This window comes from Confluentibacter flavum, from assembly GCF_002843175.1.
GTDB lineage: Bacteria > Bacteroidota > Bacteroidia > Flavobacteriales > Flavobacteriaceae > Confluentibacter > Confluentibacter flavum.
Map to the genome: position 1 here is coordinate 182116 of NZ_PJEO01000050.1, position 12797 is coordinate 194912.

Below are 12797 nucleotides of genomic sequence, written 5' to 3' on the forward strand. Positions count from 1 at the left end.
TGAAACAATAACGTGGGTTTTCATACCTTCAAATCAGCTTTGCCAACGTATAGTGAAGCCATCGCGCTAAGGGGGCTTGCGGAAAGTTTTGGTACCATCCCAATTGAGGATTTTGAAAATGAACAAAAGGCCATTGCGGATAAAAGACTGAGCCGACAGATGGAACGGATTTCCAAACTCAATAGATCGGTTAAGTAAAATTTAAGCCACTAATGGTCCTTTTTGGGATTGTTGGTGGCTTTTAAATTGGAATAAAACCATTGCAGCCCATTTCCACTGCATTGCGCAAGCTCCATTCCGGAAAATGCGCTTCATGGCAAAATCTTGGACACCATGCCACGGTTTTGCATCTCCGCTTTGCTAACTCCTGCCATATCCCGATAGCTATCGGGAGGCAGGCACGCACGCTCCCAATACAATACCGTAACATGAAGTCCGCTTCATCGGAACTGTTATGAAGATTTGGATTTAAAAAGATGATAACGGAAAGCCAAGCCTTGGGTTTTTTAAACAGGATTGTCGGCAACACCTTCCCTGGGCGTTGCTTGCCAATCCTTTAAAACCCAATGCCTGTCCCGAGCCATTTTAAGGGGTTTATAATGGATGGCGCCTTTGCTTGTTTTTCGGGGCATCGAAAAACAGGCAGGGCATAAGCACTGCTAATATAAACCCATGTGCTCCCGTCGCTTAACTGTCTGTACGCTCGGGTCTCAAATGTGTTTAAAAGCATTGCTAATCCCCTAGTGGAACTTGTCAAGACCTTGCGAAGTTTTGAAAAAAAATAAGGTATCTACTTCCTTGAAAACCTAAGGATCTGCCTGCCGGCAGGCAGGTTTTGCTACGTCGCAGACACTCCTGATTTGTTTTCCAAAAGTCTTGACAAAACCCACGCCATCCATGGTGCTGCGCTTGAGGAAATCGAACAACGCACCCCTTAAAATGTGAACCATTTTAGAACCATAGGGGGCATAGTATGAACCTTTTAAATTTTTAATCATGAGTACACTAAAAAACAATGTACAGTTAGTTGGGAACGTTGGTCAAGAGCCAACCATTACCATTTTGGAGAGCGGTAAGAAAGTTGCCCGCCTATCATTGGCAACCAATGAATCCTACAAGGACAGCAAGGGGGACAAACAGACCAACACCGATTGGCACAACCTCGTGGCTTGGGGCAAGACCGCGGACATTATTGAAAAGTACGTCACCAAGGGCAAGGAATTAGCCATTAATGGCAAATTGACCTCCAGAAGTTACGAGGACAAAGAAGGCGTAAAACGTTATGTGACCGAAGTGGTAGTGGGTGAACTGCTCCTTTTGGGAAGCTAATCCACTAAAAATGAAAGAGGGTGTCCCCTTTTATCTAACACCCTCTTTTTTAACTATTTCACATCATTTAAAAATGGAAACAATGAACGATAAAAATAAAACATTACAGGAAAGCCTGCAACAATTTTGTGGCACAGAACAATTTTTCCAATTGCCATTGATACGGACACGGTTCACGGACGGCATTCATTATTTGGCTGAAAAAGCTGGCTGTTTTTGGCTCATAACCGATGCCTCCGTAATCGCCAAGAGCCTTATGGATAAAAGCTATTTTATAACCATTGATTTTAAACGTCTTTCGGAATCGGAAAGACAGCAAAAAGGCTGTGAAGCCATCATCAATTATACCGATGGCAATGAAACCATTTTGGAAACGCACCGCTATAACGTTACGGATTTTCCACTGGACGAGTTACGGATGTATTTTGTAAATAACACGCTCATGCTTCCGAGCGAGTACTGAACATAAAAACAGCTCGTTATGATTTACCTCAATTACAACAATCTGGATGCCGAGACCCAAGAACGCTTACTGTCCGATTCAAAAGCAGATGTCAAGCGAAGATTTGGGAGCGACCTTAAAGCCTATGCTGAAAAACACTATTTAAACTTTGAAGATGTTTTGCATGAAGAAGCCGTAAAAAATTTATATAGTTACACTTATGTGTTTAATATATGAAGCTTAATCACTGAATAAAACATATATGGGAAAAGACCTTTGGATTTCAAGGGTCTTTTTCTTTATAAAAGTTAGGACCAATTAAAAAAACCTGACGTTCAAATGTAAGCCATCCACAAAAATCATATGTTTCGTTATCAAAACCAATCATTTGAAACCAATCCCCATTTGAATATTCTACTGGAAACCAATAACTTTAAATGAAGTGGTAACACAATGAAAAACAACAAACTTTAATGGTCAGGTTGTTTGAAAATTTTGGTCCCTGACGGGACAAAATCGAAAAGCAAGAGGGTAACACGCTAAAGCGATGTTACGTTTTGTTCCCCCTTAGTTCTTGGTGGTTTCGAGTGTCTAAATGAATTTAATTCCAATCATTTTTCACGGAAAAACACCCGTAAGTCAATAAAATCAATGTTTTTTTCCGTGAAAAAGCAGGCCTTTAATACCCTTTGCTGCTTTTTGGTGTCTTTTGAAGTTTTAGAAGTGCTTATAAAGTTCTTGAAATTTGGTTTTTACTAAAAAATGCGGATAGCCCAGTAAAACCAATGATTTTTTTACTAAAAAAGGAACTTTGTACTCTTAATTTTCCAAAAACACTTCATAGTATTAGCTCGATAGATGTTGGGGCTTTTAATCCGTAAAAAATCATAATGCCGACATCTATTGGTAATCCCCAATTTAACGCTTTTATTCCTATTCTTGGCTCTTTTCCAATAACAGTTTTTCAATGGCATCATAGCTTGTCAACTGGGCATCTGGCAATAGGCTATCGACCAGGTCCAGTACGGTCGCTATGGTCAGTTCCTTGGAGCAATTTAATAGTCTTGGCGATGCAAAGTCGTTCTCGCTGTCTAATGCCAAGATGCATGTCCTCAATAGGCAGGATATGATATAACGCAGTTCGCCGTTATCCTCTACCTCAAAGGTCACTTCCTGCATCGTTACGTTGTCTTCCCTTTTGTAGTGCTTGCGGGTTCTTGGGTTCAAGAGTTTAATGGCTTCCTCCAGTTTTTCCCAATCCGTCCTGTTCGGTGTGCTGTTTGTTTCCATGTGGGGATTTTTAATGATTGCTTTTTTTATTTTCATTGGCTTTATGTCCCTTATTGGGATTTTACATCCTGCTGGCAATGGATTTCTTTGAGGTGTTTTAATTGTTCCTTCCCTATGGTTAAGGCTTCCCCATAGAACCGTTCACATAGTTTGGCGACCTTATGGGCATCATTTTTTGAAAATTCATTTTTGTCCTTGAAACGTATGATGTCCTGTGCATTACAGAGCATATAATATTGCCTTTGCAGACCGAACGTCGTCCTTGGGAATATCCTGTTTGGCAATTGGGTGAAGTGGGTGCATAGGTGCAATAAGTAATCCAATGAATAATGCTGAGGCTTATATTCCCAAAATAGGTTCAATAGTGCCAAGCACATCTGTTCCATGGCACAGTTTGCCACTGCCAATTTGGAATTGGGTTCTTCATTATCCTCTATGGTATTTATTACCGTTAGCAAATAGTCCGCTCTTTTCATACGGTTCATCCAACCTTCTTTTATACTTTTATATACAAGCTTGTGGAAACATATCTGGTATTGGCTGAACCTCAGAAGGGCATCATCCTCTTTGTACATACAGGGGGTCTGTGAAATAATTCGAGTCAAGAAATTATCCCCCACATCAATCCTGTCCATGATGTTGGCAAGGGTATGGAAAATGGCATATACCTTGCATCGCTGTTCCGTTTTGTTGTAGAGGTAAGCCATAAGATCCCCAAGGTTCTTACGTGGTGATTTATGTCCAATGATAAGTAAGGTATAGGTTACCTGCTTTTTGATGTTCTTATTGATGGGTGTCAAATAGATGTCCTGTTTCCTTTTTTCGGGATATTGGCTAATGACATATACCGAATGTAATGGCAGTTCCTTTTTAATTAGGGCTATAAGTTCCTTCTGAAATGGGAATTTTGAGGGGATTTTTGTCTTCATATTTATCATTTTTAAAAATATTAATTCCTAATAAATATATATTTATTACTAAAATAGGAATATTTATTTTAAAATCAGTAAAAAGTAACAATTAAAATTTACTCAAATTGTAATAGACGTTCTTAATAAGTAAATTTATATTCCTAAAAACGCAATAATGACCGAACTTGGATTATTTTTATCTAGAAGATCAATTAACCGATCTGATGTTTCTAGAAAAACAGGAATCAACACCACACGGCTTAATGAACTATCCAATAATACTAAAACAAAACTAAGGGTTAATGAACTTTATAAAATCGCCTTGGCAATAGAAGTAAATCCTTGTGATATGCTAAAAGAGGTGTGTAAAGACATTAAACTGAATAAGTAGTTTCCTATATAAAAGGGAAAATATAAATATTAAGTTTGATTTCATCGAACGAGGGCAAATTTTACCTACAAAAGTAAAACGAGAGTAAAAAATGGCTATATTTACGCTTGAATAGGAAACAAGGGCGAAAAGTACCCTTGTTAAAATTACAAGTATGAATAGCAAGACAATATATAATCCAGAGGTACCATACAACAGTTTACCGCCATTGCCGCCGCTCGCGGAAATAGAAAACAAGGTCATTCTAAAAAAGACCATTAGTGCCAGTAGAGCTTTGTCTGAGCTAAAAGGGGCTATAACCAACTTGCCAAATCCAACGTTATTTATTGATACCATCAACTTGCAAGAAGCCCAAGCAAGTTCTGCTATTGAAAACATTATTACAACCCAAGACGAATTATTCAAAGCCTCAATAGCTGACAAAAAAAATGATAATCCAGCTACTAAAGAGGTCATGCATTATAAAGATGCTTTATGGTATGGCGTAGAACAAATTGAAAAGCGTCCCATTTTGAACACGAATTTATTCATTGCTTTAGCACAGATTATTAAAGAAAATCAATCCAGTATTAGAAATGCACCAGGCACACAATTAAAAAACCCTGCAACAAACACAGTTGTTTATACACCACCCGAAGGAGAAAATGTGATAAGGGAGAAACTGAAAAATTTAGAAGACTTTATCCATGCTGAGGATAACATTGACCCTTTGGTAAAAATGGCAATCATTCATTATCAATTTGAAGCCATACACCCATTCTTTGATGGTAATGGACGTACTGGAAGAATCATTTTATTACTCTATCTCAAAATGACTCATTTATTGGAATTACCAGCATTATTTTTAAGTAGTTATATTATTCAACATAAAGCCGAATATTATATCAATTTAAGAAAAGTAACCGAAGAAGACAATTGGCAAGATTGGATTATATTTATGTTAGATATGGTTGAGCAAACGGCATTAAAGGGAAGGGAACAGATTGCTAAAATAGAAGAGTTAATGAATCACATGGCTACAGAAATACAAAATAAACTGCCTAAAATATATTCCAAAGATTTAATGGAAGAATTATTTAGATTACCCTATACCAAAAGAAATCAATTAGAAAAGGCAGGATTAGGAAATCTAAAAACGGTAGGTAATTATCTTAAGGAACTAGAAAAAATGGGTTTCTTAAAAAGTGAACAAGTGGGGAAAGAAAAATTATACCTCAATTTCCGACTATTAGAAGTTTTAAAAGAGAAATAAACAATTATAAGAGTCCAAAAGCTCTTTACTGTTGGTTTAAAAGTTTAATAAAAAATAGACATGAATACAATATCTCTTGAAAATATAAAAAGTTTAAAGGCTGAACAGCTTACTGAACTTTTGTTAAAATTACTTCATTTGGAGTATAAAAAATACAATTTCCAAAATTGTTATATTAATGTTCCACAAAATATTACTACTGCTGACGGTGGGGAAGACGGAAGGATTACAACTGATGATAATAAAGATTCAAAATGGGTGATAGATAAATATTGTTTGTTTCAGTGTAAAGCAACTGAAATGGCAGTTTCTGAGTGTTCCAAAGAGATATTAGAGAAAAAGAGAAAAAATTCAGATGCGGATATTTTAAAAACTCAAGTCAAAGATGTCTTAATCAACAACGGAACATACATCCTTTTTATTAAAGAAGCTTATGTTGAGTCGGTTAGAAATGAAAGTATAAGCCAAAGACTGAAAGCTATCAGAGATAGTATTGAAAAAGCGGAAGGTAAATCATTTGCTGAGAAAGCAAAAATTAAAATTTACGATGCAAACCTAATTAGAGATTGGACAAATGAATATATTTCAGCGGTTTCATTTGTACAATTATGTAGTGGTATAGTTAAACCGCTTGGGTTACAAATTTGGTCTGAATTAAAATCACATAATAGTAATTCAAACGATTTTAAAACAAATGCAGATATAGACAGTTTAATTGAAAAAATCAGAACTGATATTTTTAATAATTTGAACATTAGAATTGAGGGTGTATCAGGTATTGGTAAAACAAGATTAACTTGTGAAATATTCTCACCAGGTGAACCTGATGGTGATGGTAATTTTGATTTAAATAGAAAGTCAATTTCTGAAAGCTTAATTTATTTTGATGTAGGTAAAGGAAATATTCAAAATATCTTTGATTTTATAAGAAGCACAGTTACTACTTTTCCAGCAGTATTGGTTTTAGATAATTGTGACCCTAAAAATCATAATAAATTTCTTGAAGAAGTTTGTAGGTCTGGTAGTTTACAAACTCTTATTACTATTGATTATGAGAAGTGTAATCTTTCAAACAATGACACATACAATCTAATTGAATTAAAAGGTGAAATGTTTAATTCTGTTGTTGAAGATATATTGAAAAATCAGTATCGTAATAGTACATTATCAGATAATGATATAAACTACCTTATAAGCTTTTCAGAAGGCAATCCTAAAATGGCAATAAACTTCGTTAGAGCAGCAATTCACAAAAGAGATTTAAATCAAGGCTTTGATAGAGAATTACTCGAGAAATTAATATTTGGTAGAGAAGTTATCAATCACTTGGATTTTAAAGTTTTAAAATTGTGTTCAGTTTTTAAATATTTTGAATATCCAACAGAAGATTTTTACTTGATTGATAAAAATAATTATAATTTACTTTTAGAACATGTCCGGTTTTTTTCAAATTTTTTAAATATAGATATAAATGATGTTGAAATTCTTTTAAAGAAATATTTAAGCAAGGGAGTTTTAGAAAGAAGAGGAAATAAAATAATAATAAGACCTAACCCTCTTTCATTGAAATTATCAATTTTATTCTGGGAAGAATTGAACATTCTTAATTACGAGCCATTTATTGGGAGTATTCCTAAAAACTTGATCACTCCACTGGCAGATCAACTAAGTCAACTTGGAAGTGTAAACAAAGCAAAAGAGTTTGTTGAAACAATTTGGGGTGTTAATGGAAATTTTTCTACAGCGGAAATTTTAAATTCTAATATGGGTTCACGCCTTTTTCGCTCAATTGTAACTGTGAATCCAAAGGCAACTGTAAAAGTTTTAACTAAAAATTATTTAAATAAACCTAAAGAATATTTAACATCAATTGTAGAAGCTAGACAAAATTTGGTTTGGGCTCTTGAAAAGTTATGTTTTAGAGAGGACACTTTTCTTGAATCCACAAAAGTTTTGATGAGTTTTGCTGCAGCAGAAATTGAAACATATTATTCTAATAATGCGACTGATTATTTTACACAACTTTTTAGAATATATTTAGCAGGAACAGAAGTTGGCTATGATCCAAGAATAGAAGTTTTAAAATGGGCTATAGAAAAAGAAGATTCTGATTTTGATGCTTTGGTAATAAAAGCTTGTGGAAGGGCTTTTACTCCAACATATAATCTTCATAAAATGGGAGGTGCAGAAAAACAAGGAGGTTTATTACCATTAGAAGATTATTATCCAAAAAATCAAAAAGAGATAAACGATTATAGGATTAATATTATAGAATTATTATCAAAATTTACTTTTCACGAAAATCAATTTCAATTTTCAGCCCAAAAGATTATTTACTCAAATATTAATAATTTATTTGAATTTCATTTTGAAATGAACAAATTGAAAGTTGTTTTAGATGGTATAATAAAAAATGTTGTTGATAGAGATGATTTCATTAAAAGTCTATATTCACAAGGTAGTTTTGTTAGAATCAATGAAAAACAACGTGAATTTATTAATACTTACGTAGAACTTTTAAAAACCAATACTATAGAAGAAAAAATACTATATAATGTTTCTGAACCTAAGATAATAATTAAAACAATAAAAGATGAAGAAGAATATGTAGACAGAGGTAAAAGATTAGCTGAAAAATTTGCAGAAGAGGTAATAGAAAAAAAAATAGATATTCAACCATATTTCAGAAATCTTTTAGTTGGTAATCAATATAATGCATTTGATTTTGGAAAAAAACTATCAGAGCTGAGTGAATATAATAAAGATTTTATAGACAATCTAATTTTAGAATTGCAAAAAATTGAAAATGAACGATATAACATTTCGTTTTTCTTTGGTTATATTTCTGTTTTAGAAGAAGCAAGAAAAAGAGAAATTTTCAATATTCTAATATTAAAAAAATCCTCTTTTGCGTTTAATATTTTACGTTTTGTAGAACTTGATTTTGATAATATTTTTAATTTAATAAGTTTAATTGAAAATAAAGATATTAATTCTAATAAATTAGAACTAATAAAGAATGATGTCGTTAAATTAAGTCCTTATGATTTAAAAAAATATTTTGAATTAATTAAAAAATTCGAAAATGGGCAACTTTTAATTATAGATACATTTAGTACTTTGATTTGGGTTTCTAAAAACAGCAGGGTTGACATAAATCAAAATATTTTAAATTATATAAAATCTATTGTTGAAGAGACAAATTTATTAATTCTTATTAGTAAGAATAGAATAATTGATTTATATTCTTGGGAAGAAATAATGATTTTATTAATTAAATCATTCGGTGATAAGTTTTGTGCAGTTCTATCAAAGCATATTGTTCAATATTATGAGTCTTTGTCATTATATGCTAGTGGTGATCCACATATTGCTAATATTGCTAATATGACTTTAGATATTGATTTTAAAAATTCTTGGAATATTTATTCAAAATTGATCTTGGATAAGAATTTAATTCTTTTTTGGAATGTTTTTGATATGAATTTTATTAGTGGGGTTGGTCCCAAGCATCCATTTTTTAAAAATGAAGAACGAAATAATTATCTTTTGGAATGGCTATTGAAAAACAAAGAATTTGCTCCATGGATAATCAGAGTAGCTCCTCTTTTCGATGAAACTGGGAATGACTGGTTTTATTATACGGAATCATTAATAAATATATTTGGAGAGGATGATAATTTTATTAATGAATTGTCTGCTAATCTTCATTCAATGACTACATGGGGTTCAAGAGTTCCCTTTTTGGCTGCTAGATTAAAGTTAGTCGAGCAACTACAAAATCATAAACTTGAAAAAGTTAAAGAATGGGTTAAAAATGAAATCGAACACTATGAAAAGGTTATTAAAATTGAGGAAATAAGAGATGATGAAGGTTTTCTAGGAATGTAACACAGCGAATTTTACTTTATTTCCTTAAAGAAACCGGGAAAGGTATTTTGATTGTTTTAATTAACAAAATTTCATACCTTAGATTTCAGATTGAAAGTCATTGGCCAACAAACCAATTTAATTAATAAGGTAGTTATATAGCCACCTCAAATTAATGACATCTTCAAACACCTATAAACATTACAGGTTTCGGATGGGGTTATAATCCCTCCGCGGAATTATAAATTGTGTATTACAACTTTCCAAGAGTTAGAAGTAATAAATAAATTATGAGGAGAGGAATGCCTGTCCATATTCGGACGTAGCTATCTCGCTAAAGTTTTCGCTTAAAACCATCCACGCTCTGTCTTGCTGTTCACTATGTAATTTTGTTCTTTTGCAGCAAATTGTTTAAGGCTTGATTAATGTCTTTTTTTAGTTTTTATGAGTGATATAGTACTATTGATTAGAAATTGAGAACCCTGTTTAGGGCATCATCAGCCTCTTTATGAATAAAATTGCCTTGGTAATTTATGGTGGTTTTTAGATTGCTGTGGCGATATAATTTTTGTAACATTAATGGATGAATCGAATCTCCAGCAATATTTCCGAAAGTATGTCTTGCAATATGCATTGTAACTTTTTTATTAATCCCTGCTTTTTTCATGATGGACTTTAAATTGTCATTGAGCTTTTTTGTAGCAGTTTTTATTTTGTTGTATATGTCCTTAGCATTGTTAAGGTCTGCTTTTCGCATTTCGGGAAAAATAAAATCATCATCACTTGATTTTTCAAATACATATTCCGCTAAAATTTCAGCAACTTTATCGGGTATTTTTAAAGACAATAATTTGGAATTCTTCCCCATTCTATAGTGCATACGGCCATCGTATATCTGTGACCAGCGGGTAAATAGGACATCTGAAACTCGCATCCCAGCAAAGTAAAAGCTGTACAGCCATACATTTAAGGAATGTTTTTCTATATCTGAAAGATTGTCAATTTTTTGAAGTTTCTTTATTTCCTGCTGGTTCAATCCAATCTTTTCTGTTTCTGGAAATTTAATTTTGAATTTACCAATCCCAAAGGGATATAGTTCTTTGTTAATTGCCTTATCTTTAATAGCACGATTAAACAAAAGACGTATAAGGATCATAACATTCATAGCTGAAGTTTCGGAAAGTTCAGAAGGACCTTTCAGAAAGGTTTTGAATTTCCTCAAAAACCGATCGTCAATTTCCTGAAAGGTAAGCTGTCTTGTTTTACAGTATTTCACAATAAATCCAATCCAAGCAGAATCGGCAGAATGTCGGTTAATTTTCTCTTCAGCTTCCAGAGCTTGAAGATGTTCATCAGCATAATCAAAAAAAGTCAAACTAGAAGTTGGTTTGTATATTTCAGCTTTAATTTGTCTTGCAGACGCATCTTTGCCTTCTGTTTGAAGCTTAATTAAACCTTTACGAACCTCCGATAATTTAGAGGACAAAAGATTATTTAGCCCCTCTGCGTTTGAATGTGACCTTTTGACTTCAAGATTTTTCCCGTCCCAGTCTTCAATATCAATGTAGTGACCAATATTTTTGAAAGTGGATCGGCGGTTTTTGGTAATTCGAATAGCAAGCGGGTAAAGCCCAATGACATTGGGCTTTTTGCGAAGAACTATTTTTGCACTTGAAGACATTGTTTACCTGTTTTCTTGCGAAAGTCAAATCAGGTACAACATTTTATCAAAAATCCACTTTAAAGGTACGTTATTCTTAGGATTTTTGGGTACAACATAGGTACAACATTTATTGAATTCCTTTGGTTTTAAACAGAATCAAAATATATTAATAAAAATGTAATCAATTGTAAATCAATAGATTTGACTTTCTTTGTGCAAATATACGCTAGACTTAGGATCTAGTGCCGCGAGGTGTGGGAGTTCGAGTCTCCCCGCCCGTACTTTAAAAAAAGTTTTAAAAGCCTCCCGATTTCTAGGAGGCTTTTTTTATTCAAAAATGTGTCTTGTCCTGAAATAGCGATACACAAAAAGTATCCTTATGGAAAACCACCAAGAAAACCGCTATGTAAAGCGTACACAGAAAGACTACACAATGTCTTTTAAACTACAAGTAGTTCAGGAAATTGAACATGGCAAGTTGTCAACTCATGAAGCTTGCCGCAAATATGGGATCCAGGCACGTTCAACAATAGTTGAATGGTTAAGAAAATTTGGTAGCTTTGATTGGGAAAACAAAACGCCCTCCAATATGCCAAAATCCCCTGAACAAAAAATAATGGAACTGGAAGCAAAGGTCAAGCTACTTGAAAAGCAAAAAGCATTTTTAGAACAGCAAGCTTTCGTTGCCGATAAGAAGGCCATCATATTCGATATGATGATTGATATTGCCGAAAAAGAATATCAAATTGACATCCGAAAAAACTCGTCACCCGAACAATCGACCATTTTAAAGAACAAGAAAAACAAACAGTAATGTTTGCCTGTACTTTGTTCGGGGTAGACAGACAGGTTTATTATCGAAGTATAAAACGTCGCATTATCAAGCAGGACAAGGCAGCATTGGTTGTGAAAATGGTTTTAGAAATCAGAACACAAATGCCAAGGTTAGGAGCCAAAAAGTTGTACTATTTACTAAATCAAGATTTAAAAACATTGAAAATAGGAAGGGATAAATTTATTGATATACTAAGGGCCAACCACTTATTGATCGTTCCAAAGCGTTCGTACCACATAACCACAAACTCACACCATCGCTTTAGAAAGTACAAAAACCAACTACTGGATTTACAAATAACCAGGCCAGAACAGGTTTGGGTGTCGGACATCACTTATATCGGAAAACGAGAGAAACCTTGTTATTTAAGTTTGATAACTGATGCTTATTCAAAGAAAATAGTGGGCTATAATGTGTCTGATAATTTAAATACAGAAAGCAGTTTGGTAGCTTTGAAACTAGCTGTTAAGCAGAGAGGAAACACGGGATTACCGTTGATACACCATTCTGACAGAGGATTGCAATATTGCGCCAATGAATATCAAAAAGAACTCAGTAAGCACAAAATAAACCCAAGTATGACCCAAAACTCTGATCCCTACGAAAATGCTGTGGCAGAAAGAATAAACGGCATCTTAAAGCAGGAATTCAATATTGACAAATACAACAAAGACTTACCAATTATGAAGCAAATAATTAAAGAAACAGTAGCGATTTATAATGAAAAAAGACCGCATTTATCAAATCATATGCTGACTCCAAATCTAATGCACCAGCAAAACAAACTTAAAATGAAAACCTATAAAACTAAATA

Annotated in this window: 13 protein-coding genes; 9 read left to right on the top strand and 4 right to left on the bottom strand. The window is 33.5% G+C overall.

Annotation, left to right across the window (positions count from 1 at the left end; all coding sequences use genetic code 11):
- Window positions 1-39: 39 nt before the first annotated feature.
- Window positions 40-198 carry a hypothetical protein gene (locus CSW08_RS13700; protein ID WP_157831492.1) on the top strand — a complete coding sequence of 53 codons (159 nt, stop codon included), beginning with the start codon at window positions 40-42 and terminating at the stop codon, window positions 196-198.
- A gap of 308 nt (window positions 199-506) precedes the next feature.
- Here the strand turns inward: CSW08_RS13700 and CSW08_RS18440 are convergent, their stop codons facing one another.
- Entirely contained in the window at window positions 507-632 is a 126-nt protein-coding gene (locus CSW08_RS18440) for a hypothetical protein (protein ID WP_262496562.1), read from the bottom strand.
- 364 nt (window positions 633-996) lie between these two features.
- Here CSW08_RS18440 and CSW08_RS13710 point away from each other — a divergent pair, with 364 nt between their 5' ends.
- The 3 genes from CSW08_RS13710 (at window position 997) to CSW08_RS13720 (ending at window position 2008) form a co-directional block, all read left to right on the top strand.
- Window positions 997-1329, top strand: coding sequence for a single-stranded DNA-binding protein (locus CSW08_RS13710; protein ID WP_106660436.1), 333 nt, complete (start codon window positions 997-999; stop codon window positions 1327-1329).
- A gap of 82 nt (window positions 1330-1411) precedes the next feature.
- Complete coding sequence (locus CSW08_RS13715) at window positions 1412-1792, top strand: DUF6876 family protein (RefSeq protein ID WP_106660451.1); 381 nt, start codon at window positions 1412-1414, stop codon at window positions 1790-1792.
- Window positions 1793-1810: 18 nt separating this feature from the next.
- Window positions 1811-2008, top strand: coding sequence for a hypothetical protein (locus CSW08_RS13720; protein WP_106660437.1), 198 nt, complete (start codon window positions 1811-1813; stop codon window positions 2006-2008).
- 696 nt (window positions 2009-2704) lie between these two features.
- On the opposite strand, the gene CSW08_RS13725 is transcribed toward CSW08_RS13720, so the two are convergent.
- Window positions 2705-3097 (bottom strand): hypothetical protein, encoded by a 393-nt coding sequence (locus tag CSW08_RS13725; protein WP_106660438.1) that lies wholly within the window; start codon window positions 3095-3097, stop codon window positions 2705-2707.
- 14 nt (window positions 3098-3111) lie between these two features.
- On the bottom strand, window positions 3112-3990 hold the full coding sequence (locus CSW08_RS13730; protein ID WP_157831493.1) for a hypothetical protein: 879 nt from the start codon (window positions 3988-3990) through the stop codon (window positions 3112-3114).
- A gap of 157 nt (window positions 3991-4147) precedes the next feature.
- Here CSW08_RS13730 and CSW08_RS13735 point away from each other — a divergent pair, with 157 nt between their 5' ends.
- The 3 genes from CSW08_RS13735 to CSW08_RS13745 all read left to right on the top strand — a co-directional run bounded on the left by CSW08_RS13735 (window position 4148) and on the right by CSW08_RS13745 (window position 9506).
- A complete protein-coding gene (locus tag CSW08_RS13735; RefSeq protein WP_106660440.1) occupies window positions 4148-4363 on the top strand; it encodes a helix-turn-helix domain-containing protein in 216 nt (71 codons plus the stop codon).
- A 154-nt stretch (window positions 4364-4517) separates the two neighbouring features.
- The gene (locus CSW08_RS13740) at window positions 4518-5615 is read left to right on the top strand and encodes a Fic family protein (RefSeq protein ID WP_106660441.1); all 1098 of its coding nucleotides are present in this window, start codon (window positions 4518-4520) and stop codon (window positions 5613-5615) included.
- A 60-nt stretch (window positions 5616-5675) separates the two neighbouring features.
- On the top strand, window positions 5676-9506 hold the full coding sequence (locus tag CSW08_RS13745; RefSeq protein WP_106660442.1) for a ligand-binding sensor domain-containing protein: 3831 nt from the start codon (window positions 5676-5678) through the stop codon (window positions 9504-9506).
- Between the two features lie 445 nt (window positions 9507-9951).
- Here the strand turns inward: CSW08_RS13745 and CSW08_RS13750 are convergent, their stop codons facing one another.
- Window positions 9952-11166 (bottom strand): site-specific integrase, encoded by a 1215-nt coding sequence (locus tag CSW08_RS13750; protein ID WP_106660443.1) that lies wholly within the window; start codon window positions 11164-11166, stop codon window positions 9952-9954.
- Between the two features lie 361 nt (window positions 11167-11527).
- Between CSW08_RS13750 and CSW08_RS18295 the strand changes: the two genes are divergently transcribed.
- Together CSW08_RS18295 and CSW08_RS13755 are read left to right on the top strand one after the other, a co-directional pair.
- Window positions 11528-11962: a transposase gene (locus CSW08_RS18295; protein ID WP_203226826.1), complete on the top strand. Its 435-nt coding sequence runs from the start codon at window positions 11528-11530 to the stop codon at window positions 11960-11962.
- A partial coding sequence (locus CSW08_RS13755; protein ID WP_203226825.1) for an IS3 family transposase occupies window positions 11962-12797 on the top strand: 836 nt, incomplete at its 3' end. The genes CSW08_RS18295 and CSW08_RS13755, both read left to right, overlap by 1 nt.